At 56.3% G+C, this 17,838-nt stretch carries 15 protein-coding genes, 1 pseudogene and 1 riboswitch; of the genes and pseudogenes, 11 read left to right on the top strand and 5 right to left on the bottom strand.

Going from position 1 to position 17,838, the window contains the following annotated elements; genetic code table 11:
- Together AC2FNU_RS18675 and AC2FNU_RS18680 are read right to left on the bottom strand one after the other, a co-directional pair.
- A partial coding sequence (locus tag AC2FNU_RS18675; RefSeq protein ID WP_496791407.1) for a carbohydrate ABC transporter permease occupies positions 1 to 477 on the bottom strand: 477 nt, incomplete at its 3' end.
- Positions 478 to 532: 55 nt separating this feature from the next.
- On the bottom strand, positions 533 to 1,891 hold the full coding sequence (locus AC2FNU_RS18680; RefSeq protein WP_496791409.1) for an ABC transporter substrate-binding protein: 1,359 nt from the start codon (positions 1,889 to 1,891) through the stop codon (positions 533 to 535).
- Positions 1,892 to 2,110: 219 nt separating this feature from the next.
- Between AC2FNU_RS18680 and AC2FNU_RS18685 the strand changes: the two genes are divergently transcribed.
- The 9 genes and pseudogenes from AC2FNU_RS18685 to AC2FNU_RS18725 all read left to right on the top strand — a co-directional run bounded on the left by AC2FNU_RS18685 (position 2,111) and on the right by AC2FNU_RS18725 (position 10,760).
- Entirely contained in the window at positions 2,111 to 3,142 is a 1,032-nt protein-coding gene (locus AC2FNU_RS18685; protein ID WP_496791411.1) for a LacI family DNA-binding transcriptional regulator, read from the top strand.
- Between the two features lie 2 nt (positions 3,143 to 3,144).
- Positions 3,145 to 4,446 (top strand): annotated as a pseudogene (locus AC2FNU_RS18690) (GH1 family beta-glucosidase); the annotation flags it as partial.
- A 45-nt stretch (positions 4,447 to 4,491) separates the two neighbouring features.
- Positions 4,492 to 5,472 carry a glucokinase gene (locus tag AC2FNU_RS18695; RefSeq protein WP_496791453.1) on the top strand — a complete coding sequence of 327 codons (981 nt, stop codon included), beginning with the start codon at positions 4,492 to 4,494 and terminating at the stop codon, positions 5,470 to 5,472.
- Between the two features lie 39 nt (positions 5,473 to 5,511).
- A complete protein-coding gene (locus tag AC2FNU_RS18700) occupies positions 5,512 to 6,438 on the top strand; it encodes a carbohydrate kinase family protein (RefSeq protein WP_496791414.1) in 927 nt (308 codons plus the stop codon).
- Positions 6,439 to 6,453: 15 nt separating this feature from the next.
- On the top strand, positions 6,454 to 7,119 hold the full coding sequence (locus AC2FNU_RS18705) for a D-lyxose/D-mannose family sugar isomerase (RefSeq protein ID WP_496791416.1): 666 nt from the start codon (positions 6,454 to 6,456) through the stop codon (positions 7,117 to 7,119).
- Between the two features lie 99 nt (positions 7,120 to 7,218).
- Positions 7,219 to 7,416: riboswitch (cobalamin riboswitch) on the top strand.
- Between the two features lie 239 nt (positions 7,417 to 7,655).
- The gene (locus AC2FNU_RS18710; RefSeq protein WP_496791420.1) at positions 7,656 to 8,012 is read left to right on the top strand and encodes a DUF1636 family protein; all 357 of its coding nucleotides are present in this window, start codon (positions 7,656 to 7,658) and stop codon (positions 8,010 to 8,012) included.
- On the top strand, positions 8,009 to 8,785 hold the full coding sequence (locus tag AC2FNU_RS18715; protein WP_496791423.1) for an ABC transporter ATP-binding protein: 777 nt from the start codon (positions 8,009 to 8,011) through the stop codon (positions 8,783 to 8,785). Before AC2FNU_RS18710 ends, AC2FNU_RS18715 begins: the two co-directional genes overlap by 4 nt.
- A 12-nt stretch (positions 8,786 to 8,797) precedes the next feature.
- Positions 8,798 to 9,748, top strand: coding sequence for an ABC transporter substrate-binding protein (locus AC2FNU_RS18720; RefSeq protein WP_496791425.1), 951 nt, complete (start codon positions 8,798 to 8,800; stop codon positions 9,746 to 9,748).
- Position 9,749: 1 nt separating this feature from the next.
- Positions 9,750 to 10,760 carry a FecCD family ABC transporter permease gene (locus tag AC2FNU_RS18725; RefSeq protein ID WP_496791429.1) on the top strand — a complete coding sequence of 337 codons (1,011 nt, stop codon included), beginning with the start codon at positions 9,750 to 9,752 and terminating at the stop codon, positions 10,758 to 10,760.
- A 2-nt stretch (positions 10,761 to 10,762) separates the two neighbouring features.
- Here AC2FNU_RS18725 and AC2FNU_RS18730 read toward each other — a convergent pair whose 3' ends face one another.
- Positions 10,763 to 11,653, bottom strand: a complete 891-nt coding sequence (locus AC2FNU_RS18730; protein ID WP_496791434.1) for a LysR family transcriptional regulator — start codon at positions 11,651 to 11,653, stop codon at positions 10,763 to 10,765.
- Between the two features lie 115 nt (positions 11,654 to 11,768).
- Between AC2FNU_RS18730 and AC2FNU_RS18735 the strand changes: the two genes are divergently transcribed.
- Both AC2FNU_RS18735 and AC2FNU_RS18740 read left to right on the top strand, forming a co-directional pair.
- Complete coding sequence (locus AC2FNU_RS18735; protein WP_496791438.1) at positions 11,769 to 13,319, top strand: proton-conducting transporter transmembrane domain-containing protein; 1,551 nt, start codon at positions 11,769 to 11,771, stop codon at positions 13,317 to 13,319.
- Between the two features lie 15 nt (positions 13,320 to 13,334).
- On the top strand, positions 13,335 to 15,746 hold the full coding sequence (locus AC2FNU_RS18740; protein ID WP_496791441.1) for a YbcC family protein: 2,412 nt from the start codon (positions 13,335 to 13,337) through the stop codon (positions 15,744 to 15,746).
- 48 nt (positions 15,747 to 15,794) lie between these two features.
- Here the strand turns inward: AC2FNU_RS18740 and AC2FNU_RS18745 are convergent, their stop codons facing one another.
- Both AC2FNU_RS18745 and AC2FNU_RS18750 read right to left on the bottom strand, forming a co-directional pair.
- A complete protein-coding gene (locus AC2FNU_RS18745; protein ID WP_496791444.1) occupies positions 15,795 to 16,568 on the bottom strand; it encodes an inositol monophosphatase family protein in 774 nt (257 codons plus the stop codon).
- Between the two features lie 41 nt (positions 16,569 to 16,609).
- Positions 16,610 to 17,838 (bottom strand): aminomethyl transferase family protein (locus tag AC2FNU_RS18750; protein ID WP_496791448.1); only part of this gene is annotated, 1,229 nt, incomplete at its 5' end.

Raw genomic sequence — 17,838 nt, forward strand, 5'->3', positions numbered from 1 at the left:
TGCACCCACAAAGGAAATCGCCATCGGCATGAAGATGAGGGACTTGGCGAAGTTACCCCAGCGGATGCGGTCGGTTAATTGCGCAACAAGCAGACCAAAGGCCGTGGACATGGCCGGCACAACGATCAGCCAGAACATGTTGTTGCGCATGGCCTCCCAAAACTTCGGCTCAGCCGCCATTTGAGAGTAATTGTCCAGACCAACCCATCTGTACCCGCCGCCGGGCACGCGCTCCGTGAGTGACAGGCGCAGCGTTTCAACCACCGGATAGGCCAAATACAGCCCCAGCGCAGCAAGAGCTGGAAACAGAAACAGCCATGGCCGGATCATGTTTGCACGGTTGATATTGCGCCCTGCATTCGGCCCGCGCGGCGGGAACAGGACTTTGTCCAGAAACTGGTTTGATAGGTAGAAATAGCCCACACAACCCGACACGCCGATGGCGATCGTCAGCAGGCCTTGAAGTGCCGGTGTCATGGTGTGCTCATCCGTTTGGCAAGCGGGGCGATCCTAAGACCGCCCCAGCGGTTGATTACTTGGCCGCGTCCCAGGACGACTGGATTTCGCCAGCCACTGTGGCTGCGTCTTTTGCACCCGACGAATAATCCACCATTCCGGTCCAGAACGTACCCGCCCCTACCGCTCCCGGCATCAGATCAGATCCGTCAAAACGGAACGTCGTGGCATTGGTCAGGATTTCACCCTGCCCGCGCTGGGTGTCGTTGGAATAGTTTTCGGGGTTCGCACCCAGATGAGGTGTCAGGAAGCCGTCTTGCGACATCATGATCTCATGCGCGAAGGGTGTCTTGAGGAACTCCATGAACGCTTCGGCCGCAGGGTTCGGGTTGGTGACAGTGAACAGAGTACCCGCCCCAAGTACCGGAGTACCCAAATCCTTTTCAGCATAAGCCGGGAAGTAGAAGAAATCAGCATCTACACCCAGTTCCGTGCCTTCAGGGAAGTACGCAGGGATAAACGACGCCTGGCGGTGCATCATGCAGGCCGGTGGGCTGTCGAACAATCCTTTGGGGCTGTCGCGGAAGTCAATCGCGGCGGTGTCGTCAGCATCCCCGACAACATAGTCGTCGTTGCGGGTAAAGCTGCCGTATTCTTCGATTGCAGCGATCACACGAGGATCGTCAAACTTCATCTCGTTCGACACCCACTGGTCATAGACTTCTGGTGGTTGGGTGCGTAGCATCAGGTCTTCAACCCAGTCGGTTGCAGGCCAGCCGGTTGCACCACCTGAAGCCAGACCGACGCATAGCGGGGTTTCGCCATCTTCGACCATCTGGTCCATCAGTGCTTTGAACTCTTCCATGGTCTGCGGCACTTCGTACCCGAAATCTTCAAAGTTCTCAGGGATGTACCACACCAGAGATTTGACGTTCACATTGAAGAAAAAACCATAGAACTCGGCAGCGCCTTGGTCGTTCTCGAACGTGCCCAGATCGACCCAGGACTGACCTGCGGCAAAGTTTTCTTTGATCCAGTCAGCTGATCCTTCAGCCAGTGGCGTCAGATACCCCTGCTTTGCAAGATTCGCTGCCAGACCAGGCTGTGGAAACACCGTCAGGTTCGGCGCCGAGCCCGCTGCCGCGTCAATGAGGATTTGCTGCTCAAGCGAATCTGAGCCCACATAGCTGGAATTTGCACCAGTTGCTTCGTCGAAATACGCGACGAGGTTTTCAAACGACTTTCCTTCACCCGCCAGCCAGGGGCCAAAGATGGTCAGGCTTTCCCCGGACAGATCGTTTGCATCGGCAAAGGCCTGAAACCCGTCCCAGTCAAAGCTGCCCTCACCTACGGCGTGGATCAATTCTCCTTCCGCCTGAACAGACCCAGCCATCAGGGCGAACACCGCCGCACCTGCATAAAGCGAGTGTCTCATCTAATCCTCCTCCCAAGTTTTCGCGCGCTTGCAGACTCAGTTTCAAAGCGCTTTGAATGCATTGTGTTATCCGCTAACAATTCCGCCCTGTCAATAATTCGCTTTCGCGATCCTTCATTATTAATAAATCCCGCCACTACAGCAAAACAAGTTGACGGACGCTCAAATTGCCCACACAACAAGTGCAAGCACACAATTGAAGGCGCTTTGAGTAGCAAAATGAACCTAAAGCAGCTCTCAGAAATTCTGGGTCTTTCGCAAACAACGGTAAGCCGTGCACTAAACGGTTATCCCGAGGTCAGCGAGGGTACGCGCGTACGTGTGCAAGCCGCCGCCCAGAAACATGGGTACCGACCCAATAGTCGCGCAAAGGGTCTGGCAACCGGTCGATCCATGGTTATCGGGCATGTGATCCCAAGTTCGTCCCAACATGAAATGGTGAACCCAATCTTCGGAGATTTTGTCGCCGGAGCCGCAAAAAAATATGCAGAATACGGGTACGACATGATGTTCACCAACGCTGATGATACCTCGATCGAAGAAGCCTATCGCAGCCTCTTTCAGCGAGGGGCAGTTGATGGCGTTGTGTTGCAAGGTCCAAAGGTTGATGAGCCCCGAATTGCAGTTCTGAAACGCATGGGTGTGCCCTTCATCGTACATGGTCGCTCGACAGGTGCGGATACGCCATATGACTGGATCGACGTGAACAACAAAAGTTCCTTTCTGCGGGCGACGCGGTTTTTGATTGACCTGGGTCATCGTCGAATTGCACTGATCAACGGGCTGGAAGAGATGGATTTCGCACAACGTCGGCGCGCGGGGTATCTTGAAGCTTTCGAGCAAGCCGGAATAGCGGCTGACCCTGAACTGATGCGCAGTGCCGAAATGACCGAAGTGTATGGCCATCAGGAAACGCGCGGCATGTTGCAGCTTTCTGACCCACCAACAGCTATTTTGGCGTCCTCGATGATTTCCGCCATCGGGGTCAGACGTGCCCTTGATGAAGCAGGCTTAGTGATGGGTCGCGACGTTTCGGTCATAGCACATGACGATGACCTTTCGTATCTGAAGAACGGTCAAGACGTCCCGATTTTCACGGCAACCCGGTCATCTGTCCGTCATGCCGGGGAAATGGCAGCAGAGATGCTGATTGACCGGATCAAATCTCCGGATAGTCCGCCCAATACCAAATTGCTTGAGGCCGAACTGGTTGTTGGCCGCTCGACCGGCCCTGTGCCCAACAGGACGTGATCATGAAACATTCTCGCGCTGACTTTCCTAAAGACTTCCTTTTTGGGGTCGCCACATCTGCCTATCAAATCGAAGGACACGGACAAGGCGGTGCCGGGCAAACGCACTGGGATACGTTTGCGGCCTCACCCGGCAATGTGGTGCGTGGGGAAAACGGCGATCTGGCCTGCGACCACCTGAACCGGTTCGAGCAGGATTTCGATCTGGTGCGCGAGGCCGGTTTTGACTGTTATCGGTTCTCGACCAGCTGGGCGCGTGTCTTGCCAGAAGGACGCGGCCAGATCAATCAGGCCGGGCTGGATTACTATGACCGTCTGGCAGACGCGCTGCTCGCCCGCGGAATCCGCCCCTGTGTGACTTTGTATCACTGGGAACTGCCTTCCGCGCTTGCGGATCAGGGGGGGTGGTGCAACCGTGACATCGCGGGATGGTTCGCAGATTTCACCGAGATCATCATGGGCCGCATCGGTGACAGGATGTTCAGTGCGGCCCCCATCAACGAGCCTTGGTGTGTCAGCTGGCTCAGTCATTTCGAGGGTCATCACGCCCCCGGCCTGCGCGATATTCGCGCTACGGCCCGCGCGATGCACCACGTGTTGCTGGCCCATGGGCGGGCAATTCAGGCTATGCGCAGCCTTGGCATGAGCAACCTGGGCGCAGTGTTCAACCTTGAATGGGCAGAACCCGCCGATGACAGCGCCGAAGCACAGCTTGCAGCGGACCGGTATGACGCGATTTACAATCGGTTCTTTCTTGGTGGTGTTTTCAGGAAAGAGTATCCTCAACTGGTACTGGACGGCCTTGAGCCGCATTTGCCCTCTGGCTGGCAGGATGATTTCGAAACAATTGGTATGCCGGTCGATTGGTGCGGGTTGAACTATTACACGCGCAAGCTGATTGCACCCAACGATTCCGCATGGCCCAGCTTGACGGATGTTCCGGGACCATTGCCAAAAACGCAGATGGGCTGGGAAATTGACCCTTCGGCCCTGACCCGTTTTCTGGTTCGCACACAGAAGGACTATACGGGCGGGCTGCCAATCTATATCACCGAAAACGGAATGGCGAGCGCAGAGCGCGTGCGGGATGAGGACCGTATCGAATATCTCGATACACACCTTGCAGCCGTACAGAGCTCTTTGGCACAAGATGTTCCGGTGAAAGGCTATTTTGTCTGGTCTCTGCTGGACAATTATGAATGGGCCTTCGGGTATGAGAAAAGGTTTGGACTTGTGGACGTAGACTTTGAAACTCTGGAAAGAACGCCCAAAGCGTCGTTCTTGGCGCTTAAATCCGCCCTTTCAGAGGGGCAGAACGTCTCTCAGCCGTTAGCGCAACCATCCGGATCTGTGCATGAACACTGGAATTTGGTTGCGGACATCGGTGGAACAAACACCCGTCTGGGTGTTGTGACAAACGGTGAACTAACAGACCTGCGCAAGCACCCAACGGGAACTCTGGAAGATTTGCTGAACGCCTTTCACGCGTTGCGCGATGAGGTTGGCACAAATCCTCAGGCGGTCGTTGCTGCGGGGGCTGGTCCCGTCAGGGATGGGGTGATCCGTCTGACGAATGCAAACCTGGACCTGTCGGAAATTGAGTTGGCGCAGGCTACCGGAGCGGAACATACTTTTGTCATCAATGACTTCACAGCCGCGGCATGGTCCGTCGCCGACATCACACAAAACGATATTTCGGTTTTGCAAGGTCAGGCCAAACCACCTGCAGGCACACGATTGGTGGTGGGGCCTGGAACTGGCCTGGGTGTCGGCGCATTGTTGTATTCCGAAGGTCATTATCACACGGTTTCGGGCGAAGGTGGGCATGTCGGGCTTTATCCGCGTCACCGGGACGAGGTCGAGATCTTTGAAGCCGCCCGTCACATTGCCCCGGACTGTTTCTTTGGCGACAGCCTTGCGTTGGAGGCAGAGATGTTCCTGAGCGGAACTGGCCTTCCTATCCTGTATCAGGCAGTTGGGTTGGCAGCGGGTGCTGAGCAATCGTCATTTCGGTCGGCCAAAGACATATTGTCGGAAGCCCGCGATGCCTCAGATCCCATCGCAATCAAAACTGCACAGATGTTCACAACGCATCTGGGCGCGCTTATGGGTGATATGGCTGTCACGCTTATGCCTGCTGGTGGAGTGTTTCTTGTCGGCGGGGTCGCCGAGAAAAACCGCTGGCTGTTTGATCAGGACTTCAAGGACGCATTTAATGGCGGCGGGCGTTTCAGCGAGCTTCGCAAATCCTTGAACCTTTACGTCTCAGAGCAGGCCGAGTTCGGCATCATCGGGGCAAACAACTTTTGCAAAAACGCACTGAAGCGTTGAACATCTTGCACGCTTGAGGCTCTGGGAAAGGACGTTGGAATGATCCTGTGCTGTGGGGAAGCCCTGATTGACATGATTGCCGAGCCGACAGTGTCCGGCGCGCGCGGCTTTGTGCCTCACACGGGTGGCGCGATCTTGAATACAGCTGTCGCCATGGGGCGCTTGGGTGAGTCCGTGGGGATGCTGACCGGTGTATCTACGGACATGTTCGGTCAACAACTGATCAACGCATTAAAGGCAAGCCACGTTGACGTTTCGCATGTCATACTTTCGGATCGCCCCAGCACTCTTGCTTTTGTTCAACTTGAAGATGGTCACGCAACCTACAGTTTTGTTGATGAAAACACGGCTGGGCGTATGTTGACGCCCGAAGATATACCGGATCAACTTCCTGCCATCTCGGCCCTCTATCTTGGGGGTATAAGCTTGGCGTGTGAACCATGTGCAGATGCTTACGCATCCTTGTTGAACCAACATGGGAATGACCGCCCTGTCATGCTGGATCCTAACATTCGTCCGGGTTTTATTCAGGATCAAACCCGGTTTCGAACTCGCTTGAACCGCATGATCGCGCAGTCCGATATCGTGAAAGTGTCGGACGAGGATCTGGACTGGATCATTCCCGGTGCGGAACCCGAAGCAGCCAAAGCAGCCTTGTTGTTGCAAGCCGGACCATCAGCCCTGATCGTGACCCGGGGCGGCGATGGCGCAAACGGGTATCTGGCGGATGGATCGCAAGTGACGGTGCCGGTAAAACCGGTGCAGGTCGTGGATACGATCGGTGCGGGGGACACGTTCAATGCAGGTGTTCTCACCGGTCTCAGCCGCTCCGGGCATCTGACAAAACCTGCTGTACGCAACTTAACTCCTAACGCCTTGCGCGCAGCCATGGAACTGGGTGCTGAAGTTGCAGCTGTAACCGTATCTCGTGCTGGGGCTGAACCGCCCTGGGCTCATGAGTTATAATTCTTGGAAAGACCAATGAAACGATCTGACATAAATCGCATCAAATCCGAAGCGCAGCATTTCATCCAATCCTTTGGAGCCGTATTGCCGCCTTTCGCTAATTGGTCCCCCGAACAGATGCGCAGCCCGTTGGCGGAAACGATCCGCAGCCGCGGCTTGGGGTGGGACATCACCGACTACGCGCAGGGCCGGTTTGATGAGCTGGGCCTGTTCCTCTTCACCCTGCGCAACGGCGAGGTGAATGATTTGAAGTCCGGGCGCGGAATGCTTTACGCCGAAAAGTTGTTGATCTCGAAAGAGAAACAACTGTCTCCTATGCATCGCCACATCGTCAAGGCAGAAGACATTATCAACCGGGGTGGCGGTGATCTGGTGATTGAGATCTATGCATCTGACCCAGAGGGTGGCATCGACCGGCAAACACCGGTCACAGTGCCCAGCGATGCCTGCCCGGTCACGTTGCAACCGGGCGAGCATCTACGCCTGAAACCGGGGCAAAGCGTAACCCTGATGCCGGGGATCTGGCACGCGTTCTGGGCCGAGCACGGCGATTGCCTTATTGGCGAGGTTTCGACCGTGAATGACGATCGCACGGATAATGTGTTTGAAGATCCGATCCCACGATTTTCAAAAATCGAAGAAGATGCCGCGCCAGATTTCTTATTGGTTTCCGACTACTGACGCAGACCGGGCTGGCAATTTCCGACAGGCAACTGGGCTGAGCCCAAGTGATTTCGCCCAAAGCCACTCAATCTCCCGCTTGACAAGTCAAGCACTGCGAGACTAGCTGAGCGGGATGGTTCCGTAAGGGATGAAAATGGGAATACGGTGCGGCACAGTATTTTGCCAAGTCCGTGACTGCCCCCGCAACTGTAAGCGGAGAGCGACGCCAAAGCACCACTGACCCCGAAAGGGTTGGGAAGGTGGGCCGAGCCTAGACCCGCAAGTCAGGAGACCTGCCATCCGATGTTCAACCAACCCGGGGCGGGGCGTCCTGGAAGGAGGCTTTGATGGCACGTTTTTCGCGTGTTTACATTGGTGGCACCTTCTGTCCGCGCTTGGTTTCAAGCGGAGCGGACAGTGTTAAGGGTGACTGACAGTAACAAACTCTTCTCCAACTTCTGCGGTGCCGGGACAGCCTGCTGTGCCGTTAGCAATGTTTACCGTTACGTTATAACATTGCATATTATTCCATCCCACTGTAAGCGCTACACGCAATGACGAAAACCGCTGATCATTTCATTCTTGTGTGCGCGACCTGCACTGGTGCCATGTCCACCGATCAAGTGACTGGCGCATTGGCACCAATACTGCCCGAAGGATTTGCAATACGAACAGTTGATTGCATGGCGGGCTGTTCCCAACCAACCACCATTGGCCTTCAGGCACCGGGAAAGGCGCAGTATCTGTTTGGCGACATCGACACGGAACTGGATCTGGACGCAGTGGCGGAATTTGCCGAGCAATATCGTCTTAGTTCCGATGGTTGGACAAGTGCAACCGAACGCCCGCCCGCGCTATTCACCAAGACCTTGTCGCGAATACCGGCCCTGCCAACCGAGAGGATGTCATGAGTTTTCTGTCAGTGGAAGGTCTCGAATATTACGCTTTGAATGGCGATGTCCTCCTACAAGACGTGTCGTTCGGCTTGGACGAAGGCTCGATTCTGGCAATAGCGGGACCGAATGGTGCGGGGAAAACAACGCTGCTCAAGCTGCTTTGCGGAATAGAACGTATTGCGCTGGGTGATGTGCGGATCAAAGGCCAAAGTTTACGCACACTGTCCGCGCATGAGCGCGCCCGCACCATCGCGGTTGTCGGGCAGCAGGAAACGCCTGACGGTCGGCTGCGTCTGCGGGACTATGTTGCGCTTGGGCAAATCCCTATTCGGGCTGAAAAATCGGTTACCGAGCACAGGGAAGACCTCGATCGAGTTCTGGAAACAACCGGTTTGTCACATCTTTCCCGAAAGCCGATGAGCCAGCTATCTGGCGGCGAGCGACAGCGTGCTCATATCGCACGCGCTTTGGCACAAAACCCATCCTTGTTGTTTCTGGACGAACCGACCAATCATCTGGATCCCGACGCAAAGGGGCACATGTTGTCCCTGGTGGCCGAGTTGGGCGTCACGGTGGTCATGATCGTCCACGATCTGGTCATGATCCCGGAATTCGCAACGCATGTGGCTTTGATGAAATCCACACGCCTGACGGGATATGGGCCGGTCAGCGAAGTGCTGACCACGGAACGCGTCCGCGACACCTTTGGCGTGGATTATCTGTGCTTTCAGCATGAAGGCCGCATGATCCCTGCGTTGGACATCCGAAAACGAAAACTGTCATCATAACAGGAGCTTACAATGATGCAGAAACTTTGGCCTGTGGCTCTGTTCACTGGCCTGGCAAGCGGCGCGGCCGCAGAAGCCATCACAGTGGACAATTGCGGCGAACCGCTGGTTTTTGAAGCCGCGCCCGAGCGGATCGTTGTTCACGACATGAACATGACCGACATGGCGTTTGCATTGGGTCTGCAAGACAAGATCGTGGGCCTGACCGGCATCACCGGCTGGTACAAGACAAGCCCTGACTTTGATGCGCAGCGCGGTGATATCCCAGAGCTTGCACCAAAATACCCCACTGTTGAAAACCTCATCGCTGTAGAACCCGACATGTTCTTTGCAGGATGGTACTACGGTATGCAGCCGGGTGGAGAGGTTACCCCGGACACCCTGGCACCTTTCGGCATCAAGACCATGGTCCTGACCGAAAGCTGCGTACATTTGAACAAAGACCGCCCAGAGGCCAGCATGGACCTGCTGTTTGGGGACGTTATGCGCTTGGGTCAGGTCATGGGCGTCGAAGCCAAGGCACAACAGCTTGTCTCGGGCTGGAAAGACCAACTGGCCGCTATCGAAGCCAAAACAGCTGATCTACCAAAACCCCGTGTCTTCCTGTTGGACGGGCCAGCTGACGCTCCGTTTACCGCTGGCAAATTTGCGATACCCGACGCGATGATCGCAGCTGCTGGCGGAGAGAATGTGACCCATGACATGGACACCAGCTGGGGCCGTACGTCGTGGGAAACCGTGGCCGCTGCAAACCCGGAATTCCTGGTTCTGCTGGACTATCAGACAGGAAACGGTGCAGAAGATACCTTCCAGTTCCTGAAAGATCATCCTGTCATGTCTCAAACCGATGCAGTCAAGAACGAGCGCTGGATCGGCCTGCGCTATGAAGAGCTGACACCCGGCCCGGCAAACATTGAGGCCATTGAAAAGATGGTCAAGGCAATGCACCCGGAGACCAACTGATATGGTCCATTTGGGCCGTTCGATCTTGCTGGGGGCGATCGTTCTGATCGCCCTTTTGCTGCTTTCCATCGTTTATGGAACAACTAAAATTCCCGTGCGGGACGTGGTCGCTGCGATTGGTCTTGGAACAGGCCTGACCGAGGGCGACATGTCCCCGCTCCACCGGATCGTTTTTGATTTGCGCCTGCCCCGCGCCTTGTTCGCCGCGGTCATCGGGGCGGGTCTGGGGGTTGTTGGTGTGGTTTTGCAAACAACCACGCGCAACGACCTGGCCGATCCATTCTTGTTTGGCCTGTCCTCGGGCGCGGCTGCGGGGGCGGTTTTGGTGATCACTGTCACGGGTGATGTACTGGGTATTTGGACCTTGCCATTGGCGGCATTTTGCGGGGGTTTGATCGCTTCGGGTATTGTTCTGGCACTGGTTCAGGGCCTGCGTACAAGTGCGCCTGAGAAACTGATTCTGGCCGGTTTGGCCGTGTCCTTTCTATTCTCCGCCATCACTAACTATTTGATTTTTTCCGGTGATAACCGCGCGGCGCATTCAGTCATCTTCTGGATGCTCGGCGGGTTGGGCCTTGCACGGTGGGAGACATTCCCACTGGTTCTGACAGGACTAGCCCTGATCCTGAGTTACGCTCTTTACCGTAGTCGCTGGCTGGATGCCCTTTTGACCGGAGACTTCACGGCGTCCTCACTGGGCATACCTGTTCAAGGTCTGCGTTTCAGTATGTTCTTTGTTGCTGCATTGGCGACGGCAAGCTTTGTGTCCGTGGCCGGTGTCATTGGCTTTGTCGGGTTAATGGTCCCTCATATCGCACGTGGCATTGCCGGTACGCTGCACAGAAACCTGTTGATTACTTCAGCCATCGTAGGGGCCATCCTGCTGACGATGTCCGATATTCTGTCCCGCCTTCTTCTGGCCCCACAAGAACTGCCCGTGGGAATCGTAACAACGTCGATCGGGTCTCTTTTTGTGTTCCTATACCTGTTCAAATCCGCGCGCGGTGATTGACGTCAGATATCAGCCGGCGTGTCCGGCCCGTTTGACAAAAGCTCTTGCACCAAGGGATTAGGAAAACGGCGCTTGAACGTAATTGCGTGGAAGTTTTCTTTGATCTTCGGATGCTCTTTTGCCTCGACCAAACGGCCCGAGTTCAGCTCATCCTGAACAACGATCGGGGCCACCAGAGCCAGACCAATATCCTCGCGCGCCAGAAGCCGCATCATGGCCATATCGTCTACTTCGGCGGCCACCTGAGGGCGCACCGACATGCGGCTGGCCATAGCGTCAAACGCTGTACGAACACTGTTGTTGGTTGTGGGCAAGATAAAAGGTTGTTCTTCCAACAAATCCCGTATTGGGCGGGTCGGGTCAAGGCGATCCGGGGTTCCAACGATACTGACCGGTTGTTCGGCCAGATGATGCGTGACAAAGCTGGTCAAGCTGTCACTCGCGGGCTCATGGTTCATAAGGACCAGATCAAAATTCAGCGTTTCAAGCCCTTCCAGCAATTCACTTGGACTGCCAGACCTTAAGATGACCTCGACATCGACACGCGCCAATATCGGTCGCAAAAAGCGAATCTGAAAGTTCCGTGACAGGGTGGACTGCGCCCCTACCCTAAGCGCCTGCCGTGTGTTTCCAGCATCTTGTAAGGTTGCCACAAGCTCTTGACCCGTCGCAAAAATCGCATCCGCGTGGTCCAGCGCGATATGCCCGGCTTCGGTCAGGTGCAGCTTGCGGCCTCTGCGCTCAAACAGCGGATGGCCAAGGCGATCTTCCAGCTCTTTTATCTGCACGGACAAGGCGGACTGAGACAGATTCAAACGTTGTGCAGTGCGGGTCAGGTTGCCGTCATGGGCAACCGCCCAGAAATAGCGGAGATGATGATAGTTAAGTGGCATATCGTTCTAAATATACGAACGTTTTTTATCAAACAATGTATTTTTCATATGATGTGGTGCGAAATATGTGTCTCTGAACACGTCGAGTCAGCATTGAACGTCAAGGGACATACGCATGAGCTACTTGCTTCTACCCCTCCTCAGTCCAGTCATCCTTCTGGTATCGGCTTACTATTGCAGCCGCCATCCGGGGATGCGACCGGGTAATGTACCTCAAATCGCAGAATGGGCTGCATTGGTGGCCTTTGCGGTGTCTGCTGTGTCCGCATTATTGCTGATTGCGAATGGATCCGGAACATCGGCACTGATCGGGTTCTGGGGCGTCGGATTGTCAGTACGGCTAGACGCGGTGAGCGCCACGATGCTGGTTCTGGTCAGCTTCATTGGCTGGATCGTCCTGCGCTATTCGGCGACTTATATGGATGGTGAGCAGAAACAGGGTGCGTTCACCGGATGGATGTCCGTTGCGCTTGCCTCGGTTCTGTTGCTGGTCATGTCCGGCAACATCCTTCAACTTTTTGCCGCCTGGATCGCGACAAGTCTGGCGTTGAATCAACTGCTGCTGTTCTACCCCGAACGCACAACGGCGCAGCGCGCGGCACGTAAAAAGGCCGTTGTGGCGCGGCTCAGCGAAGCTGCGCTTGCGATTGCGGTGGTTCTGTTGATCATCGGCTACGGAACGACCGATATCGCCACGATCCTGTCATCGGCGCAACCAACCGTGGTGACAATTATTGCGGCCCTGTTGATCGCATTGGCAGCCGTGCTGGCATCAGCTCAGTTCCCTGTCCATGGCTGGTTGACCGAGGTTATGGAAGCACCGACGCCGGTGTCGGCCCTGCTGCACGCTGGCGTAATTAATGCGGGCGGGTTCCTGTTGATCCGCTTTGCTGACGTGATGTTGGTCGCACCGGGCATCATGGCCCTGCTGGTCATGCTGGGCGGGTTCACTGCGCTGTTTGGCGGGTTGGTGATGCTGACGCAACCCGCGGTAAAGACGTCTCTGGCATGGTCCACAATCGCTCAGATGGCGTTCATGATCATGCAATGCGGGCTGGCACTGTTCCCGTTGGCGCTGCTGCACATCGTGGCGCACTCACTTTACAAAGCGCATGCCTTCCTAAGCGCCGGTGAAGCCGTGCGCAACGTTGCGGCGATCCGTCGGCCGGGGCCAGTGGCTGTGCCAAGCGCACGCAACGTATTGCTGGCTTTCGCAACCGGCATTCTGATCTACGGCGTGGTCGCTTCGGTATTCGGAATCGAAGGGAAATCTGTCCAAGCCATCGCACTGGGCGTTATCCTGATCTTCGGCGTCGCTTATCTGCTGGCCCAAGGCTTTGCGGATGCAGCCCCGGGTGCCCTGACCCGTCGCACCGTCATCTATGCCGGAGCAACATCTGTCAGCTACTTCGTGCTGCAAATTGCAGCGCAGCATCTGACCGCCGGTATGTTGCCACCCACACCCGCTGCAGGACCGCTGGAATGGGCTCTGATCGTTCTGGCTCTGATCAGCTTTGGTGCTGTGGCACTGGCTCAGTCGACCTTCCCGCTTTGGGCCTCGCATCCTGCGGCGGCTGGTATCCGGGTTCATCTGTCCAACGGACTTTATGCCAATGCAATCTTTGACCGGCTGCTGGACGGATGGTCCACGCGTCGGACTTTGTAAAAAAGGGGATCAGACATGTATATGAAACACGAAAGCTATCCTGCTCCGCTTTTGGAACTGGTCGCGATTGCAAATGACGCGGTGCGCCAGATCCCCCCTTTATTTCCGCTGGCGGCCAACGTCGCTGTTAACCCCTTCCTCGGCCAGACTGAAGACACGCTCGCCGTGACAGCTGCACGCCTTGGTCGGGTCGCTGGTGTACGCATCACCCCTGACCGGCAGGCCATGGCCGAAAAGCTGAAAACCGGCGAGATGGTTGACGGTGATCTGGTCGAGGCAATTTCTCATGTCGAGAGCCGCTTTGATCCACCAAAGCTCGAAGATGTGACGGCTGCCTTGACCGACGACGCCGCACCTCTTGCCCCTTTGCCTACGGTTGCAGATCTCGCCGCAGACGTATCAGGCATCGACTGGCCGGGTTTGATCGAAGAACGTATCGGAGCTTGGGCCGCAAGCCATTTCGACGAAGGTCAGGCCCTGTGGCAGCCCAGCCGTGCCGGTGGTGCGTTCAGTGCATGGCGGGAGTTTGCCTCGCGCGACCTGACGCCGGAAATCAATGGGTTGAAAGGCTTTGGCGCGTTTGTGGCGGCCACCAACCGTTCTCAATGGCGGGCCATCGGACGGGCTGCGGAAACGCTGGGCGTGACGCCAGAGGCGGCCGGGACAACCTTTCATCGCTGGCTGATCACGCTGGGCGGTTGGGCGCAATATGCACGCTACCTGTTGTGGCAGGCCGAGCTTCAGGGTCAGACCGACACAACAACGGCGGAACTGCTTGCCATTCGGATGGTGTTTGAAGAAGCGCTGTTCCATCAGTACCGCGATCAGATTTCGGCACGTTGGTCGGAAACCATAGCAATACACGAAACGCCGATCACACCGTCCCGTGACATGGTGATTGACGCCATTCTCCAAGATGCCGCTGAACGGGCACAACAGCGCAAGCTGGGTCAGGCTTTGTCCGGATCTCAGCCAAGAGCAACCGAAGGCCGCCCCATGGTTCAGGCCGCGTTCTGTATTGACGTCCGGTCCGAAGTTTTTCGCCGGGCGCTGGAAGCGCAGGATGCGGGCATTGAAACCATTGGCTTTGCCGGGTTCTTCGGGTTGGCCAGCGCGCATAAATGCGCAGGGTCAGACGTGACCGAACTGCGGGGACCCGTTCTTCTGAACCCCAATGTTACGTCCAAGGCGGCAGAAGACACGCTGTCCGATCTCGATCGGCGCTATACTGCCCGCGCGAAACGTGCTTGGGGCCGCTTCAAATTGGCAGCTGTGTCATCCTTTGCCTTCGTCGAAGCGACCGGACCGGTTTATGCGGGAAAATTGCTTCGGGACTCGCTGGCGACCAGTGGCAAGACAAGCAAGTTTGATCCCGCCCCGAAACTGGATCCTTCGATGGATTTGGCAACACGCGTCGATACTGCGAAAACCATTTTGGGCGCAATGTCGCTGACAAGCAATTTTGCACGCATCGTTATGCTGGCCGGGCATGGCGCGGATGTTACCAACAATCCGCACGAAAGCGCGTTGCAATGCGGCGCTTGCGGTGGTCATGCAGGGGACGTCAGCGCTCGGCTGCTGGCCAGCCTGCTAAACGACAATCAAGTGCGGGATGGCCTACGGGACAAAGGGATCGACATTCCTACTGACACGCTGTTCCTGCCCGCCATGCACCACACAACAACGGATGACGTCACTCTGTTTGATCAGGATCATCCGGCGGGATCATGGGCACCCCAAATCGCGCAGCTGAAAACCTGGCTGGCGGAAGCCGGGCGTCTGGCGCGTGCCGAGCGTTCGGCGCGGCTCCCCCGTGCCAATAAGGGCGACGATATTGCCCGCCGCGCCAAGGATTGGGCCGAACTTCGGCCTGAATGGGGTTTGGCCGGCTGCCGGGCCTTCATTGCGGCCCCACGCAGCCGGACCGATGGGACCGGGTTGGCCGGTCAGTCCTTTCTGCACAGCTATGACTGGCGCTCGGATGATGGGTTTGGCGTGTTGGAGTTGATCATGACCGCCCCGGTTGTCGTGGCGAGTTGGATCAGCCTGCAATACTATGGCTCGTCCGTCGCGCCGGGCTTGTTTGGCGGCGGCAACAAATTGCTGCACAACGTGGTCGGCGGGATTGGTGTTGTCGAGGGGAACGGAGGCGCTTTGCGCCCAGGGCTGCCCTGGCAATCGGTTCATGATGGCGAAGTGTTCCAGCATGATCCTTTGCGCCTGTCCGTTGTGATCGAAGCACCACGCGAGGCCATGAACGACATTCTGAAACGGCATGCGAATGTCAAAGCCCTGTTTGACAATCGCTGGCTTCACCTGATCGCAATGGATGAAAATGGCGACCTGGCATGGCGTTACACAGGTGATCTGGAATGGAGCCCGATTGCGAAATCCACTGGCTCTGAACAGGCCATCGCTGCCGAATAATCAAAAACAGAAGGGCCCGGCCACAGTGCCGGGCCTTTCTTCGCATGACTATGTGTTGATCAGTTTCAAAAGATCTGAATGCAGTTCTGGGGTAGCCGCCGATACGACAGCACCATCGGACTCCAGTGTCAAAGCCCTGCCCTGCCAATCGGTCATCACACCACCAGCTGCCGCAATAAGCGGCGCAACCGCCAAGTAGTCATAGGGTTGAAGGTCATAGTCCACTACGGCATCCACATGCCCCGCAGCCAGCAGCGCATGCGGGTAACAGTCATAGGCGAACCGACGCGTCTGCCCGGCCTGCATCAAACGGTTGAACAGGTCCGGATGATCGCGATGGATCTTGTCCCCCTCGTTTACGTATAGGATAGACTGATCCAAGCGCTTTTGTTGCGAGGTCCGAATGGGTTTACCGTTCAGAGCTGCCCCTTCACCTATGACACCGACATACACCTCATTCAAAACGGGCATTCCGACCAAGCCTAACTGAGGCTGCCCGTCCACCAAGTGAGCCAACAGGAACCCGAACAAAGGATGGCCGGACAGAAATGATCGGGTCCCGTCGATTGGATCAATGACCCACATGTGCCGTCCGTCACCTGCCTCTTGCCCGTGTTCTTCGCCGAAGACCCCATGCGAGGGAAAATGCTGGTTCAGGTAGGACCGAACCTCAGCTTCCACCGCTTTGTCTGCTTGCGTCACAGGGCTTTCATCCAGTTTGAACTCGACACCCAGAGATCCGCGAAAAAACCGCATCGCAGATGACGACGCAATATCAGCCATCTGAATAGCATGTTCCTTCAGCGTATGTGCGGCGACCATTTCAATCCTTTCAGATGGATACATCTGCGTTGATACAGATTTCAGACCTTTACGCGTTCCATCTTGGGGTCGTAAAGCGGCTGCAAAGTCACCTGACAGGGTACTCTTGTGGTGGCTACGTCCAATTCATACACTCCGGACGTGACATATTCTGGGTCAACGCCATCGGAGTTGCGGATGTAACCATATCCAATCGATTTTCCGACGGTATATCCATACCCGCCCGAGGTCAGCCAACCGACCCGTTCGCCATTGCGATAGATTGTTTCCCGACCCAACAGAACGATATCCGGATCAACTGTGAAACAGGCCAGCATCTTTTTGACGCCTTCTGCTTTCTGCTTTTCGGATGCGGCACGGCCTTTGAAGTCAACATCCTTGCGCAGCTTGACGGCCCAGCCCAGCCCGCTTTCGAACGGTGTATGATCCGGCCCGATATCCGAGCCCCATGCGCGGTAGCCCTTCTCAAGCCGCAGCGATTCAATAGAGCGGTATCCTGCATTCACCAGACCATGAGGCGCGCCCGTCTCCATCAGCGCGGCATAGACGGTTTGGGCATATTCCACTGGCAGATGCAGTTCCCAGCCAAGCTCACCCACATATGTCACACGCAGCGCCTTGACCGGGCATCCGGCGATGCCAATGGTGCGGATCGTTCCAAATTTAAACCCGTCATTCGAAACATCATCTCGCGTCACCGCCGCCAGAATATCCCGTGCCTTTGGTCCCATAAGCGACAGCACCGCATTCGATGAGGTGATGTCGAACAGTTGGCAATTCATGCCTTCGGGGATATTGCGGTTGATCCAGTCGAAATCATGTGTGGCAAAGCCAGTGCCGGTGACGATGTAGAACTCATCATGTGCAACCCGGCCGACAGTCAGGTCACATTCGATACCGCCCTTGTCGTTCAGCATCTGGGTATAAACCAACGCACCGACCGGCTTGTTCACATCGTTGGCGCAGATCCAGTTCATTGCCGCCAAAGCGTCCGGGCCTTTCAGCGCGAATTTGGCAAACGAAGTCTGATCGAACAGCACCGCCGCCTCACGCGCAGCCTTGTGCTCTCGGCCCACTGCATCGAACCAGTTCTGGCGACCGAAGCTGTATTCATCCTTCGCGGTCTCTCCCAGCGATGCATCCGCGTACCAGTTCGGGCGTTCCCAACCCAGTTTCTCACCAAAACACGCGCCCTGCGATTTCAGCGTGTCATACAGTGGCGACTTGCGGCAGGGACGACCCGAGTCATGTTCCTCGTGCGGCCAGCCCA

Source organism: Ruegeria sp. BHSB064 (assembly GCF_059613205.1).